This window comes from Streptomyces sp. NPDC037271, assembly GCF_055603605.1.
In genome coordinates, this window is sequence record NZ_JBVJVN010000013.1 from 65,125 (window position 1) to 84,081 (window position 18,957).

Genomic DNA, 18,957 nt, shown 5'->3' on the forward strand with positions numbered 1-18,957 from the left:
ACCGCCAAAACCTCTCTGGGAGAGGTGTTGGGGGAGACCCACGGCGGCAGACTCCCCCCCCTCCCTCTCCCCCCCACCCCCGGCCCAGGGCGCCGCCGGGGGGGGGCCCCCCGCCCCCCCCCCCAGTCCGGTCAGGAACAGGGCACTCAGGCCGGCAATCGCCAGCGAGGCCCTTCCGGGTCGCCCAGCCACACGACCTGCTCGCGCTCGGTGACCGTCATGCCGAACGCGGACAGGTCGGGCGCTCCCGCCCGCTGCCAGATGTCCAGCGCCTCCTCGACCCGGTCCCACAGGCGCAGCGGCCCGTCCTGGTGAACCTTCCAGCCGCCGGCGTCGTCCGGTTCGGTCCACGCCTGTGAGCCCGTCGCGGCGTCGATCAGGGCGGCCCCCTCCGCCAGACCCACCAACTCGGCCGACGGGGCGCCGAGCTGCGCGACGAAGACGCTCGTCGCGTCGTCCAGGAGGTTCGGGCTCACCCTCGCTGCTCGCGTGCTCCCCGGGTGGGCGTAGAACGTGGGGCGGGGCGGCCGTTCGTGCGGGCGGGCGAGCATGTAGGACACCGGGTCCGCGGCGAAGCGGCCGTGGGCGACGCCCTCTTCGTCGAGGACGAGCCGGATCAGGCCCGAGCCCAGCATCCAGCCGCTGACCGTCGTCGTGATGCTGCCTCCGTCGCGGAGTTGCCACAGCCACGAGGGCGGGATCGTACGCACGGCGCAGGTCGCGATCACCGCGTCGTAGTACGCACCGTCCTGGTGTCCGAGCAGGCCGTCACCGACAACGAGGCGCGGGGTGCAGCCGGCGTCCCGGAGATGTTGTGCGGCAGCGGCGGCGACCTTCTCGTCGTACTCGACGGAGTACACGTTCTCGCCGCCGAGCCGGTGGCAGAGCACGGCGGTGGAGTACCCCGTGCCCGTGCCGATCTCGAGGACCCTGTCCCCGTCCTGGACTTCGGCCAGTTCGGGCATCCGCGCCACGAGCGACGGCAGCGTGCTGGAGGAGGTCGGCCGCCCCGACACCGGGCCCGGTGCTTCCTCGGCGCCGGTGCCGTCGATCTGTGTCGCCCAGCTGGTGTCCGAGTAGACCGCCCGGAGCCATGCTTCGTCACCGAGTCGCTCACGGTGTACCGGCTCCCACCGGGTGCCGTCGGCACGGAACATGGCGTCCGGGAGGAACAGTTCGCGGGGTACCGCCTCGACGGCGGCGAGCCACGCCGGGTCGGTGACCAGGCCCTGTTCGGCGATTTCGCGGGCGAGTTCCCGGCGGAGGGTTGTGCTGCTGGTCATCGGCGGTCCCGTCGGTCGGGGTGCTGGAGCTGGTCGGCGAGGGCGTCGGTGATCCGGCCGGTGATGGATTCCGGGAACCAGGCGAACTGCCCGTTCGGATTGCACTCGTACCAGTGCCACCGCCCGGCGGCGTCGAGGCCGAAGTCGAAGGCACCGTAGGTCAGTCCGAACGTGTCGAGGTACTGGCGCACCCCGTCCGCCACGTCCGGCGGCGTGTCGATGAGGCTGTAGCGGAGGTCGTCGTAGTGCCGACGCCAGTCCAGGCCCGGGGAGCCGTCGATCCGTACGGCGAACAGCCGTCTCCCCACCACGGTGAGCCGCACGTCCGCGATCTTCTCCACCCGGCTCTGGAACAGGTGCATCGTACGGCCGACACCGGCGTCGAGGGCGGCCAGGTCGACTTCTTCGACCCACACCGTCAGACCCTGCCCGCCCCGGTCGGTGTAGTCGCTGTTGTACAGCGGTTTGTATACGGCTGGGCCGTGGTCGCGGATGAACTGCCTGGCACGTTCGGGGGCGTTGGTCAGAAGGGTCGGCGGCACGCACAGCCCGTGGCGCGCCGCTGCCGTGAGCTGGGCCGGCTTGTACTCGGCGGCCCGGTTGCGCCACGGGTGGTTGACGTAGTGCGCTCCCGGCAGAGACGTCAGGATTCCGCCGAGGCCGTGGCGTGCCTGCTGCACGCACCAGTCGGCGTCCTGCCCGTCCAGCCCCTCGGGGGCGGAGTAGGGGCGCGGGCGGCGCCAGTACACGGACCGGACCGCGCCCAGCGCCAGCTCCCGGGATTCCGTCCGCACCTCACCCGTGAGCCGTCGGCCGTCCACGCGCGCCGCCACGAGGACCTTCTCCGGGAAGTCGCCCGGGTCGAGCCGGACCACCGGGACCGAGCGCCGGCACAGTTCGTCGATGACGACGTCCGCCGTCGCGTCGTCCAGCCGCGTGACGACGAGCACCGGTGACGTCCCGCTCAATCCTCGTCTCCCTGCTGGTCGCTTCCCTCGTCCGGGACGCTGTCCAAGGAGGTCTTCGCCCTGGTCTCGTTGCAGGTCTGGCTGCGCTTGTGCCGGTCCAGGGCCGGGACGTCCAGGCCGTCGGGCCTGATCCACCGCCCCACCTGGCGGTCCGCGTCGAGCACGACCGTCGCCCCGGTCAGTACGGCCGTCGCGGGAAACGGCTTCATCCGGGACAGGCCCCACGGCCTCGGGGTCTGCGTCGGCGTCGGCGTCGTCATCGAGCACTTCCTTCTCGTCGTCGGTGAGACGACCGCCCGGACGCGGCTTCGCACGTGCGGGCCGTGTCCCTGTGGTCGTCGGCGCCCAGCGTGGACGGCGCGGATCCAGAATGTCCACCGAACGCACCCGTACGCTGACGCTGCGTACGCGACGCACTGCCCCCGTCTCCGACGGCCTCCGCGGAAGGCCGGTTCATGAGGTGTCCCCGAACACGACACGGCGGCCCCTGCTGACATCGGCGGTTCTTCCTCGACTCCTGGCTTACGAGCTACTGCACATCTGGCGGACGCCACTTGACGTCACCGGCCGCACGGAGCGGATCGTCGCGGACCTCGCCAGCAGCACCGCGCTGCACGGCCGTGTCCAGGGCCGCGACTTCCGGCTGGGCTCGCGGCGCGGCACTCCGGCAAACCGTTCCGGCTACAGCCCCGCGCAGGAACCCGGTGAGCCATCGACGAAGGGGTGACGGGCCCTCATCATGTGATCGTGACCATCGAAGAAGACGTCGCCAAGCTCGCGGCCCATGTGGAAGCCACCCTCGGGAACGGTCCCTTCCTGCCCGCCGGCGGTTGGCACCATATGGGTGCGGTGATCTGTGACGCGATCCTCCAGCAGGCCAGGCACTACGAACGATGGGTTCGGCCGCGCGTCGAAGAGCTACGGAAGAGCTGGCCCGACGCGGACACGGTGACCCGTTTCCGCGCGCGTGTGACCGAAGGTGAGCTCGGTGCAGTCCTTCGGACAACCCACCAGAGGAAGCTCGCCGCCATTGCCGCAATCGCTGATCTCCTCGCCGCGAGCGTGGTGGAGACGCGCGATGACCTGAGGTTCTGGCTGAAGGAGGATGCCCATCGCTCCCTGCTTCTCGCCATCCACGGCGTGGGGCCCAAGACGGTCGACTATCTGGGCGCCCTGGTTGGAGGATCTCATGTGGCGGTGGACGTGCATCTGCGCGCCTTCGCCCAGCAGGCCGGCGTGGGGACAACCACCTATCAAGGGCTTCGCCGGGTGTACGAGGAGACCGCCGACCGTCTGGGACACGATCGCGGAGGGTTGGAGCACGCGGTGTGGAAATACATGTCCAGTGGCCCGAAACCTTGAGTCCACGGGCACGGGGATCCGCGGGGAGGCATCGGCGCATCCCGGTTGCGGTCCAGTGAAGTGGTGTAGGGGCTCACCCTGGTCCGGGGGGTCCGCTCCGGCAGCAAGATGGTGCCCGCGCGGATGAACGGTTACCGGCTGATCTTCGGGATGCCCTCGGCGGCGGAGAGCACACCTGGGAAAGGGAGGGTGTCCACATGCGGGCCCGGCCCGACGAGTTCGTCCGGCACGCACGGAGTCCCGAATGCTCGACATATGGGAACACGTTGACAGGATTAACAGAGCGCGGTCATGCTTGAAGCGCCAACAATACGCAGCAGCTGCGTGGCCCCTTCCGTCGCACCCGGCAGAGGGAACGGACGGGTGGACCTGCGGGTTCGCGCAGGGGGCATGAGGCATCAAGGGGGGATCGTGCCAATCTTCATACCGGTCATACTCATCGGTGTCGGTGTGGCGACCGGCGGTAGCGGGGTCGCCCTCGGCGGCAAAGGTGTCCACGACCTCAAGCGTTCGAAGGTCCGGCTGGAAGAGGCGGGCCAGGGCTACGAGCGACGCCGGGCCCGAACCGAGGAGTCGCTGGCGGCGACGAACACCGCCCTCAAGGCACTGGGGGAACAGCAGAAGCAGGCCCTCCTCGATGTCGTCGCACGCATGGGCGACTTCCTGCGTCGCCACGAGCGACAGGTGCGCGAGAGCGAGCGGCTGCTGGTGGACGGCGTCGACGCCACCATGACCAAGATCCCTGGGCTGCGCGGCCTCGATGTCGACGCGGTGGCATGGATCGGCGGGGCCCTCGGATCCGCGGCGGCGGGCACGGGCGTGGGCGCTGGAATCGCGGCGGCGGCGAGCAGCTTCGGAGTAGCGAGCACAGGAGCGGCGATCTCCGGCCTGACAGGTGCCGCGGCCGAAAGCGCGGCCCTTGCCTTCCTGGGTGGTGGGGCGCTCGCGTCGGGCGGTGGCGGGATGGCCCTGGGAGCCACGGCGCTCAACTTCGTCACCATGGGTCCCGCGCTGCTCGTCGGTGGACTCGTCGTCAAGGGCCGAGGCCAGAAGGCGCTCACCCAGGCAAGGGAGTTCGAGGCGAAGGTCGCCGTGGCGATCGCCGAACTCGACGAGACGGACACCCGCCTGAAGGGCGTCGACGCCCGTGCTGAGGAGCTGCACGAGCTTCTCGCGGACCTCACCTACCGAGGGCTCGAGGCGCTGGACCTCCTGGAGTCCGAGCCGTTCGATCCGCTGAGTCACGCCGAACGCTTTCAGCGGGCCATGACACTGGTCATGGCGGTCCGTGACGTGGCGACGGCTCGGATCGTCGACGCCGAAGGCGAGTTGGACGAGCGCAGCTCCAACCTCACCATCAGGTACAGACCTTTGACAGAGGAGAATTGACGTGCCCGACCAGACCAAGGTGCATGTCGGCAAGGTCTTCAAGGCCGCCAAGGGCTCCGTCCAGGCGGTGGACGGCTTCGCCGCGCTGAACCAGATCGTCGAAGCCGCCCGTGAGTGCGTCCACATCCATGAGGTCGAGAGCACCAAGAGGGCCCGGCTGGAGGCCTACGAGGCCACGGAGGTGGCTCGGATCCGGGCCGCTGAAGCCGTCCTCAAGGACTACTTCACACAGGCGTTCGCGGAACGGCGCAACCTCTTCGAGGAGATGTTCGCCAGGCTGGACAGAGCGCTCGACGAGGGCAACGGCGAAGTGCTTCACAGCGTCGTCCGAGGCATCGTCGACATTGCCAAAAGCTCGCCCCTCGCGGACATCGGAGACCTTTCCCAGGTCCGGGCGGCACTGGACGACCCGGACCAAGTGTGGGAACTCTGACCGCAAGGCGTCAGGAGAAACGGGGCGGGGCCGGCTGCCGACTACCGTCTTTCAGCCCCGTTTCACCCTCCCCCCGGAAGCCTGGAAGAGGTTCCCGGCATACGCTTCCGCTCCGCGGCGTACGGAGACCGGCTCGACGGGTGATGTCGACGGCCCACCCTTGCGCGCCACGTCCCGTGGCCACGCACGCACACCCGACGTGACGTCCGACCCGCGTACGGTGCACGCGGAGCGCCCGTACCCTGACTCCTCGTACGGACCGATCCCCTGGAACGTGCCACCGCGCTCCCGTCACCCTGATCCCATGAGCACGACCACTCCCCAGCCTCCCGCCGCCGTGCGGACGTTCACACAGCAGCTCTCGTCCACGCGTCGCGGCGCCCGTCTTGCCCGGCTGCTCGCCCACGAGCAGCTGCGCACCTGGCAGGCCCCTTCCGACGTCACCGACCGCGCGGAGCAGATCGTGGCGGAGCTCGCGGCCAACGCGGCGCTGCACGGCCGGGTCCAGGGACGCGACTTCCGTCTCTCCCTCACCCACGACCCGGCCGCCGGCGTCCTCCGTATCGCCGTGACAGACGCCCGCGGTGATCGCCTCCCATCCCCTGTGCCGGACTTCGCGCCGCCGCTGCACGGCGAGTCGGGCCGCGGCCTGCTGATCGTCACCGCGCTCGCCGACCGCTGGGGCACTGAACCGTATCCGCCAGGCGGCAAGACCGTATGGGCCGAACTGTCACACCAGTCGGCGAACACCGTGCCGTCTGCCGTAACCGATCACGACGACTCGGCCATGAGGACGGCCGTCTCCTAGCCGGAGACCAGCCGTCCGCGTCGACCTTGAAGACCGTCAGGGCACTTCCAGGATTGCTCGAGCGCAGCGGGGTCGGGGGTGTTCAGCCACCACCTCGGGCGACGCCTCCAGCACATTCCGCAGCTCGCGACGGCACGCCGTGCGCTGTCGCGGTGCCGGCGCTACGTACTCACAGGCCCGCCCGTGCCAGCAGCAGGGGCAGCGCCTCCGGCTTCACCTTCTGCACCGATCTCACCTGACCCAGGTGCAGGTCCTCCCGCAGCACCGGATTGCCGAACAGCGCCTGCGTCGGCTTGGGCAGCAGGGTCACGTCGACGCGGTAGCCGTACTCCGGCCCTTCGGGATCGACGTAGGGGACGTCGTCAATACCGGCCACGGCGGCGACCGCCGACACGGGGTGAGTGAAGAAGAACCACAGGCGGTCGCCCTTGTTCATGCGGTTGCGCCGGCTCAGCCACAGGTCGAGTTCGGGTTCCTCCCGGGCGAGGCGGTGAATGGTCTCGCTGGTGGAAGGCTCCCCGTCCAGGGTGTCCTTGTGCGGGTTGAGGATATAGATCCAGTCCTCCACCGTTCCCCCTCCTCAGCCACGGCGCCCGACAGCCCGAGCACGCATACGGGGTGCCATCGTGCCAGTCGGGAGAGCCATGCGCACCAAGGTTCACGAGCCGGTACCGGGAAGCAGACACTCGAACTTCGTTCACGAATTCGAATAGTCGGACCTCGTGCAGCACGTTGACGTCGCTAACAGGTCTCAGGCATGCTCAGAGCGCCAACATGACATCTCCCTGTAGGTGCTGGCTGACGCAGCCATGCCCCAAGGAAGCAGCCCGCGGGACAGCTGAGCCCACGCACCGATGAGCCCCCACACCCGAACGGCCCCGGAACGGAGAATCCGCATTGGACAACCGCCGCTACCGCATGGTCGTCGCCAGCGGTCTGGACTACGTCAACACGGGCGCGAAGGTCGACGGCCAGCTGCGCCTGTGGCTCAAGGAGCCCCCGAAGACCTACGACGTCGCGGCCTTCGCCGAGGGGCGCAACGAGATAGCCCGCGGCGTCACCCTCGACCACGACTCCGCCACCGGCACCTCCGGCGCGTACGGGCGATGGCGACTGCGCGAGACGCTGCCCGGCGGAACCTGGCAGACCACTGTGCTCATCCGTCAGGAGGGCGGCGGTCCCACCCGGGTCCAGCTGGATGTCGAACACCTTCCGGACGATCCCGAGGTGGTGCCCGTACCGGCCAAGACTCCCCGGCTCGCACGCAGTCTTCTCGGGGTCATCCGTGCGCGCGACGGCATCGCCGACGTCACGGCCCAACCCCAGGTGGTCGAGGCGGAGGACGTGGACGCCGTCATCGATGAGCTGTGCGACGAGACCCGGCGGATGCCGATCGTCGTGGCGAGCACGCCGTACGGTGTCGACTTCGACACCTGGCTGGAGGACACGGTGGACCCCTTGGTCCGGCCCCTGGCCGGTCTCGCCATCCTCTACCTCCTGTCCCCGGAAGCGGAACTCCGTTTCAACCGCGCCCTGGAGTACCACCAGGTGTACGGCGGCGGAGTGCGCACCTACCTCCCCGGGGTCGATCCGGCCTGGCCCGCGGACGGGCAGCGGCACCGGGTGATGTCCCGCCGGCTGATCACCGAGCGGCCCTCCCAAGCCCGCAGGATCATCGCCCAACTGCCCCAGCGGCTGGCCGCCCGCGCGCCGCTGCCCGCCGAACTCGACTCGGTGCCGGTCATGCGGACCCGCACGCTGGGCGACTCCGCCGCACCCGAGCTGGAACGACTGCGGGTGGAGAACGAGGTCCTGCACGAGATCCTGGAGGAGGCGGGGCGGGAACAGCGCGTGCGGGCCGACGAGATCCGCGATCTCAAACACGAGCTGCGCAAGGCCGAGGACAACGAGACCCTGCTGATCGCCGAGTACGACGAGCAGTACCGGGAACTGCACACCGCCCGAGCGCGGTTGCAGGTTCTGCGGAAGCAGATGGTGGACCTGGGCGCCGGCGCCGCCGCCTACGCCCACTTCTCCGCGCCGGACGACGAACCGCAGTCCTTCGAGGAGCTCCTTGGCCGCATCGCCGACCTGCCCCGGCTGCATTTCACCGGCTCCCGCAAGGTGACCCTCGAACTCGACGCACAGGCGCACGGGTCGTCATGGGTGCGCATGACCTGGGACGCGCTGCTGGCCCTGCGGGACTTCGCCGAAGCGGCCGCCTCCGGTCGTGCCGGTCGCGACTTCAAGCAGTGGTGCGCCGACGCTCCCGGCGGTGCCCGCACGATCTCCCCGCGGAAGATAGTGCGTGACGAGTCCAAGTCCGTGAAGACCAACTCGAGCTGGCGTCGTCAGCGCACGTTCCCCGTGCCGGAACACATCCACTCCATACGGAAGGTGTTCATGGGCGCACACGTCCGCGTCGGCGGCGGCAACACGATCGCACCGCGACTGCACTACTTCGACGGGGCCTGCGTCGAACACGGCATTTACGTGGGATACATCGGGCCTCATCTGTCCAACACCCTGACATGACCGGACAGAGGCGGGCGGGACCCGCTGTCGGTGACTGCCAGTACGCTGCCAGAAGGATCAGACCAGCAGGTGGGGGGCCCATGGCCGACGAATACCCGGAGTTCCGGCTGCGGCTGCCGAACGGTGGACCGTACGCGCGCGGTCGGGTGCTGCCCTCGAAGGGGATGAACGGCAGCCCGCAGTTCCTGGTGCTGGCCGGTTCGCCGGTGCGGCGGGAGACCCTGCCGGGTGCGGGTCCGTACGCGGCGGCGCAGCGGGAGGCGTTGATCGAGGAGGGCGCCCTCCGGGAGTCCGAGCAGTGGCCCGGCTACTTGGAGGCAGCGCGGGACGTCGAGTGCAACTCGCCGTCGGCCGCCGCCTCGATCGTGGCCGGGCGCGGCTCGGACGCCCTGACCGAGTGGCGTACGGAGGAGGACTTCCCGCTCGTCGACTACCTCGGCCACTCCTGGCGCGCGCCCCGCAAGGCCTGGCTGGTCCGCGGGTCGAACGTGGCGGGGCGTGACCTGGTGAGGCGGCTGTGGCTGCCCGGCGGGCTGGTCACGCTCGCGGCGACGCACCTGCCGCCGCTCGGCGCGGACGACCCCACCAAGAGTGCCCTGCGCCGGTACGTCCAGGAGGGTTACGACGCCAGCGCCTCCTACAGCCAGAAGCAGGTGATGGTCGACGAACTGCACTACTTCCTCACGCAGATGCGCACCGGCGACACCGTCTGCACCATCTCGGGCGGACGCCTCCACGTCGGGCTCGTCGACAGCGCGGCCGAGCAGGTCGAGTCCGAGGACGGGCTCACCAACCTGCGCCGGAAGGTGACCTGGCAGCGGGACGTGCCCTACGACGAGTTGCCGGAGGCACTGCAGCAGAAGCTGTCCGTGCAGCACGACGTCGTGGATCTCACCTCCGTGCTCCCGCTCGTCGACGGGCTCGGGCGAAGCGACGAGGAACTGGCCGAGGAGGCCGAGGCCGAGGACCGGGACCCGACGACGGAGGTGCCGGCGATCGTCGCCCGCCGCGATCCCGAGCTGCCCGAGCCCACGGCCGAGCTGGCCGCCGAGCTGCTCGTGCACGACACGGCGTGGCTGCGCGAGGTGCGTGACCTGCTGGCCGACGAGCGGCAGCTGGTGTTCTACGGTCCTCCCGGCACCGGCAAGACCTTCCTCGCGCTGAAGCTCGCCGAGTTCCTGGGAGGCGGTCCCGAGCAGGTCAAGCTGGTGCAGTTCCATCCGTCGTACGCGTACGAGGACTTCTTCGAGGGGTTCCGGCCGCAGGAGGACCCGGAGACCCGGCAGGTGGCCTTCCGGCTCACCGCCGGCCCCCTGCGCGAGCTCGCCGACCTCGCCTCCCGTGAGGGCAACCGGCACGTCCCGCACTTCCTGATCATCGACGAGATCAACCGGGCGAACCTCGCCAAGGTCTTCGGCGAGCTGTACTTCCTGCTGGAGTACCGCAACAAGTCGGTGCGCCTGACGTACTCCGGCGACGACTTCGCGCTGCCGCCCAACCTGTTCGTCATCGGCACGATGAACACCGCCGACCGGTCGATCGCCCTCGTCGACGCGGCCATGCGGCGGCGGTTCGCGTTCGTGGAGCTGTCGCCGCGTACCGAGCCGACGAGCGGGCTGCTGCGCAGGTGGCTGGAACGGGAGGGCAGGGAGCGCGAGCCCGCCGACCTGCTCGACGCGCTCAACTCCCGTATCGACGACCCGGACTTCCGTATCGGGCCCTCGTATCTGATGAAGAAGGGCGTCTTCCGGGAGGGCGGCCTGGAGCGGACCTGGCGGACGAAGATCCTGCCGCTGCTGGAGGAGCACCACTACGGCGAGGGTGTGGACATCGAGGCGCGGTACGGGCTGGCCGCGCTGCGCGGGTCACTGGGATGACGTCCGCCGGAGACGGTGCCGTCCCGGGGCCCGCGGCAGCGGAGGTGGCGGCGGCGACGGTCCTGACCGGCATCGAACTGGCCGAGTACGCGGCCGCCACCGGCCTCGCCCTGCCCGACGGCGTGGGGCGTGCGCTGGCCGCCGGAGACGTCGTCGACGCGGCACCCGACCCGTACACGCCCGGCCGCTGGACGGTGCGGGCCGGCAGCAGGGTCGGGGCGGTGAGCGTCGCCGTACCGGGTGTGCGGGAACCGTTCACCGTACGGGTGAGCCCCAAGGTGCCCATCGCCCGGCTCTTCTTCCTGCTCGGCTACAGCATCGACCCCGAGGGCGGCTGGCGGGACGGGGAAGTGGACGTGGCCGGGCACCGGGACGTGGTCCCCGCCCTCGCCCATGCCGTGGAGCGGCAGATCGACCGCGCGCTGCGCCACGGGCTGCTGCAGGGCTACCGAGCGGCGGAGGAGAGCTCCCTGGTCGTCCGCGGCCGGATCAGGGAGGCCGAGCAGATCCGGCGGCGGTTCGGCGCGATGCTGCCGGTGGAGGTGGCGTACGACGAGTTCACCACCGACATCGCCGAGAACCGCGTCCTGCGCACGGCCGTCGAGCGCCTGCTGCGGCTGCCCGGCGTACCGCGCGACGTCCGGCGCGGGCTGCTGCACCAGCGTGCCCGGCTCGCCGACGTCACGCCCGTCGTACGGGGGCAGCCGGTGCCCGGCTGGCAGCCGACCCGCCTCAACGCCCGGTACCAGAACGCCCTGCGTCTCGCCGAGGTCCTCCTCGACGGTGCCTCGGTCGAGCACGCTCCCGGCGGGCTCCGCGTCGACGGGTTCCTGTTCGACATGAACCAGCTCTTCGAGGACTTCGTGACGGTCGCCCTGCGCGAGGCCCTGACGGGTTCGGGCCGGGCCGCCCGGCTCCAGGACAGTCATCACCTCGATGAGGCGTCGGCGATCCGCATGCGTCCGGACTTCGTGCTGTACGGGCAGGACGGCACCCCCTGCGCGGTGGCGGACGCCAAGTACAAGGCGGAGAAGCGGGGCGGCTATCCGGACGCCGACCTGTACCAGATGCTCGCGTACTGCACCGCCCTCGGCCTGCCAGAAGGGCACCTGGTCTACGCGAAGGGCAACGCCTCACACGCCGCCCACCGGGTCCGTCACGCCGGCATCCTGATCCACCAGCACGCGCTCGACCTGGACCAGGGGCCGGCGGGTCTGCTCGCCGACATCGCTCAGGTCGCGCGGCGGATGGGAGGCGGCTGACGCGACGGTGCCGGATCGGCGCCGGTACCGCGCCCGTATGATCGGCCGGGCCGTGTCAGTCAGGGGTGGGGAGTACGCGTCGTGCCGCAGCTTGCGTTTGCCAACAGCTTCTGGGAGAGCTACGACGCTCTCGAGAAGCCGGTCAGGAACGGCGTTCGCAAGGCGATGCAGAAGTTCCAGCAACTCACCGTGCCGGAGCTGCAGCAGGACAAGGGGCTGCATCTGGAATCGGTCGAGAAGGCCGCCGACCGCCGCATGCGGACCATCCGCATCAACGACTTCTGGCGGGGTGTCGTGCTCGCACCGGACGACGGCAGTGATGTGTTCCTGCTGGTCAACGTGGTGGCGCATGACGACGCCTACACCTGGGCCGCCAAGCGGCTGTACACCACGAACTCCGCGACGCGCGCCCTGGAGGTCCGCAACGTACGGGCGATCGAGCAGCTGACCCCGCAGCTGGAGAAGGCGGCCGCCGCGGCCGAATCGCTGCTGTTCGCCTCGTACTCGAACACCGTGCTGCGTGAGCTGGGCATCGACGACCAGGTACTGCGCGCGGTGCGGACGATCATCGACAAGGCTCAGCTCGAGGCCTTCGGGACGCTGTTGCCGGAGGACCAGTTCGAGGTGCTGCAGTACCTCGCCGAGGGGTTCCCGCCCGAGGAGGTGTACCGGGACGTGGTCGCCGTACGCCGTCCCGTCGACGCCGGGCCCGACCCGGACGAGACCCTCGCCGCCGCCATCGCCAACACCACCAGCCGGATCACGCTCGTCAGCGGGCCGGACGAACTCGCCGACATCCTGGAGAAGCCGTTCACGGCCTGGCGGGTCTTCCTGCACCCCTCGCAGCGCCGGGTCGCCTACCGGGTGTCGTACGGCGGTCCGGTGCAGGTCACCGGCGGCCCCGGGACCGGCAAGACGGTCGCCGCCCTGCACCGGGTCAAGCACCTGCTGACCCGGTCGCCCGAAGCGCGGGTCCTCCTCACCACGTACACCAACGCGCTGGCCGCCTCGCTGCGCGAGAACCTCGGCCTCCTCCTGGACGGTGACGCGGCGCTGCTCGACCGGGTCGAGGTGACCACCGTCAACGCGTACGCGCACGGTGTCGTGGCTCGTATCGACGGCAAGGTGCCCTCCCCCGTCGGCGACCGGGAGGAGCGGCAGGTGTGGCAGCGGGTCGTCAAGAAGCTCGGGCTGCCGTGGACGGAGCAGTTCCTGGCGCAGGAGTACCGGCATGTCGTCCTCGCCCAGGACCTGCGCACCCTGGACGCGTACCGTGCCGCGTCCCGGCGCGGGCGTGGCAGCGCGCTGTCACCGGCCCGGCGGGAGCTGCTGTGGCCCGCCGTCGAGCTGTTCGAGTCGATGCTGCGCGAGCAGCGGTCGACGACGCACCTGAAGGTGTGCGCCCGGGCCGCCGAACTCCTGGCCGTGTCGGCGCCGACGCACGACCACGTCGTGGTCGACGAGGCGCAGGACCTGCATCCCGCCCAGTGGCGGGTGCTGCGCGGCGCGGTGGCGCCCGGCAGTGACGACCTGTTCCTCACGGGGGACCCGCACCAGCGGATCTACGACTCGAAGGTCTCGCTCGGCTCCCTCGGCATCGCGGTGGCCGGACGCACCCACCGGCTGCGCATCAACTACCGCAGCACGGAGGAGATCCTCACCTGGTCGACGGGCATCCTCAGCCCGGTGTCCGTCGACGACCTGGGGGGCGAGGGCAGCGACACCCTCGCCGGGTACCGTTCGCTGCTGCACGGGCGCCGGCCGCAGGTGGAGGGGCACGGTTCGGAGCACGCGGAGGTCGCCGCGCTCGTCGAGCGGGTGCGGGGGTGGATCGCGCAGGGCATCAGCCCTTCCGAGATCGGCGTGTGCGCCCGGTTCAACGTGCTGCTGGACAAGGCGTACGACAGGCTGACCGGGGCCGGGGTGCCGGTGGTGCGGGTCAGGGACAACCCGGGGCCCGGTGCGGACGGTGTGCGGCTGGCCACGATGCACGCCATGAAGGGGCTGGAGTTCCGCTGCGTGGCCGTGCTCGGAGTGACGGCGGGGGCGGTGCCGTTCACCCGCGAGGTGACTCCGGCCGCCGTGGACGCGTTGCAGCACGACTCCGACCTGTTGCGGGAACGCTGCCTCCTGTTCGTCGCCTGCACCAGGGCGCGCGAGGCACTGGCCGTCTCGTGGAGCGGGGCGGGCAGTGAGTTCGTACCGGATGCCTCGTGACGTGGTGGCGTGGTGACGTGCCGACGTGCTGACGTCGTGTCATTTCCGCGGTCGTAGTGCCCCGTTGCCGATGCCGTCGCGGGCCAGCTCGGCCGCCTGCCTGGTCAGCTCGGCGATCCGCCGAGCCCGTTCCTCGAACTCCTGCAGCCTGCGGTAGGCGGTGCCGTAGCGGCGCTGCTCGGCGATGTCCATCTGCGGGATGCGGGCTCCCTTGCCGTCGAGCCGGAAGGTGCCGCTGGCGCTCGTGGAGCGCCGGGTGTTGGACGCGCTGCGCAGGAAGCCCTGCAGGAAGTCCGTGTCGAGCTGGTCGCTGGTCGAGACGGGTTCCGTGTCCCCGTACTCGACCAGCCCGGCGCGTGCGAGGTCGGCCACGCTCACCGACGAACCGTCCAGGGCGCCGGGTCCCTCGCCCGCGTCCAGTTCCGGCAGCAGCTCGGCCAGTTTGCCGACCTGTTCGGCCAGTTCCTCGCGCATGGCCCGGTACTCGGTCGCGTAGTCGCGGTGCGACTCCTCGACGTGGCGACCGGGCGTGAGGTCGACCGTGTCGTCGAGGAGGTCGATGAGGGGGACGTCCGCGATCTGCTGGGGTGCGGGCTCCAGGTCTCCGTCCGGGTCGTTCGCCGTCAGGTCGATCATGCGGACGCTCGTCGCGGCGTCGCCCGCGGAAGACGGGCGGCGCAGGTGCCAGAGATGCACGGGGAGGGCGTGCGAGGCGGCGCTGCCGGCCGGCAGGGCGGTGACCTGGGTGAGGATGCCGCGCCGTACCAGCTCGGCGCGGATGCGCCGGCCCGCCTTGCGGTAGGCGACCGAAGCCGCCATGACCATGATGACCCGGCCGCCGGGGACGGTGTGCGCGTAGGCGTGCTGGAGCCAGGCGAGCTCCCCTTCGGCGCGCGAGGGCGTGCCCAGTTCCCAGCGGGAGTCGAGGAGCAGCTCCTCCCGTCCCCAGTCCGGGTCTCCCACCGGGGGGTCGCAGACCACGAGGTCCGCCTTGAGGCTCGGCCACTTGTCCTCCCGCAGGGAGTCTCCGGCGACGACCTCCACCCCGGCGTGCCCCGTCAGGTCCGCGCGCAGCTGGGCGAGCCGGGCGCTGTGGGGGTCCGTCTCCTGACCGCACCGCCTCGGCCCGCGGTCCGGGCCGACGGCGAGCAGCAGGGTGCCGATGCCGCATGCCGGATCGAAGACCGTGGCTCCGGACGCCACCGGGTCCGCGAAGTACCGCAGGGCACGGACGATGCGCGGCGAGGTGACCTGGTCCGATCCGGCCCGGCGCACGGAATCCGTGAACCGCTCCGCGAGAGCCTCCACCACTTCCCCGGCCGGCCCGCTCTCGGCGAGGACACGCGTCAGGCGGACGATCTCTTCCGGCAACGCGTGATCGTCCGGCACGCCGTCGTCGGCGGCGAGGACCTGCGCGACCGCTGCGATCCCCCGGACCATGTCATCGCCGTACACGGCCCGCAGCGCCTGCCAGAGCTGCACCTCGTACGAGAGGTCCTGGCCCTTCCGCTGCTTGTTCAACCACGTCTGCACGTCGGACAGAGCGAAGAGGGGGCTGTTCACACTGCCACCGGCGGGCGCGGGGAAGTCGTCATACCGCCGTCTCCAGTTGGAGACGGCGGCACGTGTGACGCCCGCCAGCCGGGCGATCTCGGAGCCGGTGACCATGGGGCCGGCCGGGGTCGCGGGAGTGTCTGCCATAGTGCTCAACCGTACACAGCCCCTACCTGCGCTTCAATGACCACCTCGTTGACCGCGCTAACGACGACCAGGGCCGATGTACCGGTAAACCATGGCCGGCCCTGTGCTCGGCCCGAGCCGGCCACGGCTGTGTGCTCAGTCGAGACAGAACTCGTTGCCCTCGACGTCCTGCATCACGATGCACGAATCCTGGTCGTCAGCCAGTAGTCGCACGCGTACCGCGCCGAGCGGGACCAGTCGTGCGCATTCGGCCTCGAGCGCGGCCAGGCGCTCCTCACCCACGAGCCCGGTGCCCACCCGCACGTCGAGATGCACCCGGTTCTTGACGACCTTCCCTTCGGGAACGCGCTGAAAGAACAGCCGCGGGCCCGCGCCTGACGGATCACTGCATGCGAACCATGAGCCCTGATCCTCAGGCGGCCTCGAACGGTCGAATTCGTCCCACGTGGCGAATCCCTTCGGCGGCGATACGACGTACCCCAGCACCTCGCACCAGAAGCGACCGACGCGCTCGGGTTCCGCGCAGTCGAAGGTGACTTGGAACTGCCTGATCGATGACATCGGCGCACCATAGCAGGGGCTCTGTTGCTCACCTCCCGGCAAGGACTCAGCGAGGAATGGGGGCAGGGGGCCTTGTCAGCGGACCACGTCGAAGATGTTCTTCTGCAGTCCGTTGGCGTAGGCCTCGTGCTCGACGAGCTTCAGCTTCTGCGTGTCCTTGTCCGTGGCACTGAAGAGACGCTTGCCCGCACCGAGCAGCAGCGGAAAGACGATCAGGTGGTAGCGGTCGATCAGACCGGCGTCCGAGAGTGCCTGGTTCAGGGAGGCGCTGCCGTGGACGATGATCGGGCCGCCCTCGGTCTCCTTCAGTGCGGCGACCTCGTCGAGTGAGCGCAGGATCGTCGTCTCGCCCCAGTTCGACACCAGGTCGTCCGCGGTGAGGGTGGTGGAGACGACGTACTTCGGCATCATCCTGTAGTCGGCGAAGTCCTCCATGTCGGGCCACACGGGGCTGAACGCCTCGTAGCTGGTCCGGCCCATGAGCATGGCGGTGGCGGTCTTCTGCTCCTCGCCCTTGATGCCGAACGCCTCCGGGAGGAACTCGACGTCCTTGAAGGTCCATCCCGAGTTCCGGTAACTGGGTTCTCCGCCCGGGGCCTCCACGACACCGTCGAGCGAGATGAAGGCCGTGCTGATCAGGGTACGCATGTGAGGTTCCTCGTTCTCTGGTGTCCGGTGTCCGGTTCTCAGCTGGTTCGGTCGGTGCACGCTACGTCCACCCGTGGCCGCGGCGCACCGACCATGACCTCTGACTGCGGATCACGGAGAGAGTCATCGGTCGTCGCCCGCCCTTTTTCCAGCGGCCTCGAACCCGGCGACGGCGTAGGGACGGTCCACGACGCCTTGGACCGTGCGGCACGGGTGGGTCCCCGGCCGGGAATTCCGGGCTGATGACGTACCAGACGTACCGATGCGGCCCCTTCCGAATCGCCGAACAGGAACCGCCGTGGCGCGCACATGCCTACTCTTGTCCGGCCCATAGCCGAATCGGCGAAGGGGGACACGGTGGATCCCATGGTGGTGGCGGCGGGTAGGCCCTGGTCGGCGCGATGGCCACGGACGCCTGGCAGCAAGCCCACGCGGGTCTGGTGAGACCGTGGCGGCGGGTGCGTCCGGCGGAAGCCGACGGGGTCGGGGAAGAACTCTCCGGCGTCCGCACCCGGGTCCCGTCCGCCCGGGACGCGGGAGACACCGCGTCCGAGCAGGAACTGGCGGAGAGCTGGCGACAGCGGCTCCACCAACTACTCGACGAGGAGCCGACGTTGGCGGGCGAGATGCGACGGCTGCTGGACGACACGTTGGCTCCCGCGGTGCGGGGGCATGCGCGGGCCGGCGAGGCCTCGCCCGTGGTCAACGCGAACTCCTACGACACGTCGCGGTTGTACCTCTCGCTGGGCGACCAGCACTTCCACCGATGAGTGGACAGCCCGCCCACCACGGCGGCCCCGTCTTTCCCGCCCCGCCCCCCGGTGGCGCATGTGCGACCGGCGTCGGTTCAGGCGGCGCCGTCGCCCTTCAGCGCCCCCAGCAGCATCGGCAGCGAAGCGTGCAGCTCCCGCTCCCAGTACGCCCAGCCATGGGTTCCCGGGCCGTAGAAGTGGGTGGTGAGGTGCCGCGCCCCCACTCGCTTCAGCTCCGCCGCGAGCGCGTGGTTCTGCCGGCAGAAGTCGGCCTCGAGCGCGCTCGTGCTGCCGGGTGGGTCCAGCGGCCCCGTGGTGCCGTCGCCGCAGGACAGGTAGACCGGGATCGGCCTGAGTCGCTTGGCGAGGTGGAAGGGGTCGTGGGCCCGCCAGATCCGGCGCTGGGCGACCGGGTCGCCCCAGACGCGGAGCGGGTCGTTGTTCTGGCCGGCGAAGAAGCCCATGATGCGGTTGACCGACTCGTCGTTCAGGAGGGGGTGCGCGGAGCCGGAGTAGGCCGCCGTCGCCTTGAACATGCCGGGGTGCCTGGCGGCGTACAGCAGGGCGCCCTGACCGCCCATGGACAGGCCCGCGACCACACGGTTGCGGCCGGCGCCCCAGTCGCGTTCCAGGAGGCGGCGCAGTTCCACCGTGTGGAAGGTCTCCCACGCCGGGTCGCCGCCCTTGCCGTGGTTCCACCAGTCGCTGTACCAGCCGTTCCAGCCGGCCTCGGGCATCACGACCAGGACGTCGCGCAGGCTGTCGGTCTCCGCGACGTCGGTCATCGCGGTCCACGAGGTGTAGTCGCCGCAGCAGCCGTGCAGCAGCCAGAGGGTGGGCCAGTGCTGCCGACGCCGGTCCTTCGGGTTCCAGCCGTCCGGGGTGAGGAGGCGGACCTTGACCGTCCGGCCGCCCAGGGCCGCCGAACGCACCGACAGGTCGACCTGCCGGTTCGCGACCTGGGTGACCTCCACGACCTCGGCGCGGGGCACCCCGGTTCCGGCTCCCGCGGCCAGCGCGGGTGTGGTGGGGGCGAGGGTGGCCAGCAGTACGGCCAGGACGAGCAGTACTCGGGCTCGAAGGGGTCGAGGTACTCGTAGGAGTCGAGTTGTTCGGAGTGCTCGAAGGGTGGTCGGGGCGGTGGGCACGTTCGCGGACACG

Annotated in this window: 17 protein-coding genes; 9 read left to right on the forward strand and 8 right to left on the reverse strand. The window is 70.3% G+C overall.

Translation table 11 applies throughout. The features are described from left to right. Nucleotides 1-146 precede the first annotated feature (146 nt). Genes tgmC through tgmA form a run of 3 tightly spaced genes read right to left on the reverse strand, consistent with a single transcriptional unit; the run spans nucleotide 147 to nucleotide 2,511 of the window. A complete protein-coding gene (gene tgmC, locus ACZ7G3_RS22265; protein ID WP_470927776.1) occupies nucleotides 147-1,283 on the reverse strand; it encodes an ATP-grasp peptide maturase system methyltransferase in 1,137 nt (378 codons plus the stop codon). Continuing rightward, nucleotides 1,280-2,251 (reverse strand): ATP-grasp ribosomal peptide maturase, encoded by a 972-nt coding sequence (gene tgmB, locus ACZ7G3_RS22270; protein ID WP_470927778.1) that lies wholly within the window; start codon nucleotides 2,249-2,251, stop codon nucleotides 1,280-1,282. Before tgmB ends, tgmC begins: the two co-directional genes overlap by 4 nt. Further along, nucleotides 2,248-2,511, reverse strand: coding sequence for a putative ATP-grasp-modified RiPP (gene tgmA / locus ACZ7G3_RS22275; protein WP_470927780.1), 264 nt, complete (start codon nucleotides 2,509-2,511; stop codon nucleotides 2,248-2,250). The genes tgmB and tgmA overlap by 4 nt, the downstream gene beginning before the upstream one ends. Nucleotides 2,512-2,998: 487 nt before the next feature. Between tgmA and ACZ7G3_RS22280 the strand changes: the two genes are divergently transcribed. The 4 genes from ACZ7G3_RS22280 to ACZ7G3_RS22295 all read left to right on the forward strand — a co-directional run bounded on the left by ACZ7G3_RS22280 (nucleotide 2,999) and on the right by ACZ7G3_RS22295 (nucleotide 6,243). Beyond that, nucleotides 2,999-3,613, forward strand: coding sequence for an HhH-GDP family DNA glycosylase (locus ACZ7G3_RS22280; protein ID WP_470927782.1), 615 nt, complete (start codon nucleotides 2,999-3,001; stop codon nucleotides 3,611-3,613). A gap of 411 nt (nucleotides 3,614-4,024) precedes the next feature. After that, nucleotides 4,025-5,002, forward strand: a complete 978-nt coding sequence (locus tag ACZ7G3_RS22285; RefSeq protein ID WP_470927784.1) for a hypothetical protein — start codon at nucleotides 4,025-4,027, stop codon at nucleotides 5,000-5,002. Between the two features lies 1 nt (nucleotide 5,003). Continuing rightward, the gene (locus ACZ7G3_RS22290; RefSeq protein WP_426597389.1) at nucleotides 5,004-5,435 is read left to right on the forward strand and encodes a hypothetical protein; all 432 of its coding nucleotides are present in this window, start codon (nucleotides 5,004-5,006) and stop codon (nucleotides 5,433-5,435) included. Between the two features lie 304 nt (nucleotides 5,436-5,739). Next, nucleotides 5,740-6,243, forward strand: coding sequence for an ATP-binding protein (locus ACZ7G3_RS22295; protein ID WP_470927786.1), 504 nt, complete (start codon nucleotides 5,740-5,742; stop codon nucleotides 6,241-6,243). Nucleotides 6,244-6,412: 169 nt separating this feature from the next. On the opposite strand, the gene ACZ7G3_RS22300 is transcribed toward ACZ7G3_RS22295, so the two are convergent. Next, the gene (locus tag ACZ7G3_RS22300) at nucleotides 6,413-6,811 is read right to left on the reverse strand and encodes a hypothetical protein (RefSeq protein ID WP_470927788.1); all 399 of its coding nucleotides are present in this window, start codon (nucleotides 6,809-6,811) and stop codon (nucleotides 6,413-6,415) included. A 329-nt stretch (nucleotides 6,812-7,140) separates the two neighbouring features. On the opposite strand from ACZ7G3_RS22300, the gene ACZ7G3_RS22305 reads away from it, so the two are divergent. From ACZ7G3_RS22305 to ACZ7G3_RS22320, 4 genes are all read left to right on the forward strand, one after another. After that, nucleotides 7,141-8,778, forward strand: a complete 1,638-nt coding sequence (locus tag ACZ7G3_RS22305; RefSeq protein WP_470927790.1) for a hypothetical protein — start codon at nucleotides 7,141-7,143, stop codon at nucleotides 8,776-8,778. A gap of 80 nt (nucleotides 8,779-8,858) precedes the next feature. Next, nucleotides 8,859-10,655: a DUF4357 domain-containing protein gene (locus ACZ7G3_RS22310; protein ID WP_470927792.1), complete on the forward strand. Its 1,797-nt coding sequence runs from the start codon at nucleotides 8,859-8,861 to the stop codon at nucleotides 10,653-10,655. Next, on the forward strand, nucleotides 10,652-11,917 hold the full coding sequence (locus tag ACZ7G3_RS22315; RefSeq protein ID WP_470927793.1) for an McrC family protein: 1,266 nt from the start codon (nucleotides 10,652-10,654) through the stop codon (nucleotides 11,915-11,917). Before ACZ7G3_RS22310 ends, ACZ7G3_RS22315 begins: the two co-directional genes overlap by 4 nt. Nucleotides 11,918-11,998: 81 nt before the next feature. Continuing rightward, entirely contained in the window at nucleotides 11,999-14,134 is a 2,136-nt protein-coding gene (locus ACZ7G3_RS22320) for a UvrD-helicase domain-containing protein (RefSeq protein ID WP_470927795.1), read from the forward strand. A 39-nt stretch (nucleotides 14,135-14,173) separates the two neighbouring features. Here the strand turns inward: ACZ7G3_RS22320 and ACZ7G3_RS22325 are convergent, their stop codons facing one another. The 3 genes from ACZ7G3_RS22325 to ACZ7G3_RS22335 all read right to left on the reverse strand — a co-directional run bounded on the left by ACZ7G3_RS22325 (nucleotide 14,174) and on the right by ACZ7G3_RS22335 (nucleotide 17,044). Beyond that, a complete protein-coding gene (locus ACZ7G3_RS22325) occupies nucleotides 14,174-15,835 on the reverse strand; it encodes an N-6 DNA methylase (protein WP_470927797.1) in 1,662 nt (553 codons plus the stop codon). 135 nt (nucleotides 15,836-15,970) lie between these two features. Beyond that, a complete protein-coding gene (locus tag ACZ7G3_RS22330) occupies nucleotides 15,971-16,396 on the reverse strand; it encodes a VOC family protein (protein ID WP_470927799.1) in 426 nt (141 codons plus the stop codon). A gap of 75 nt (nucleotides 16,397-16,471) precedes the next feature. Next, nucleotides 16,472-17,044, reverse strand: coding sequence for a dihydrofolate reductase family protein (locus ACZ7G3_RS22335; protein WP_470927801.1), 573 nt, complete (start codon nucleotides 17,042-17,044; stop codon nucleotides 16,472-16,474). Between the two features lie 401 nt (nucleotides 17,045-17,445). Between ACZ7G3_RS22335 and ACZ7G3_RS22340 the strand changes: the two genes are divergently transcribed. Then, entirely contained in the window at nucleotides 17,446-17,814 is a 369-nt protein-coding gene (locus tag ACZ7G3_RS22340; protein ID WP_470927803.1) for a hypothetical protein, read from the forward strand. A 77-nt stretch (nucleotides 17,815-17,891) separates the two neighbouring features. Here ACZ7G3_RS22340 and ACZ7G3_RS22345 read toward each other — a convergent pair whose 3' ends face one another. Next, entirely contained in the window at nucleotides 17,892-18,956 is a 1,065-nt protein-coding gene (locus tag ACZ7G3_RS22345; protein ID WP_470927804.1) for an alpha/beta hydrolase, read from the reverse strand. Between the last annotated feature and the right edge of the window lies 1 nt (nucleotide 18,957).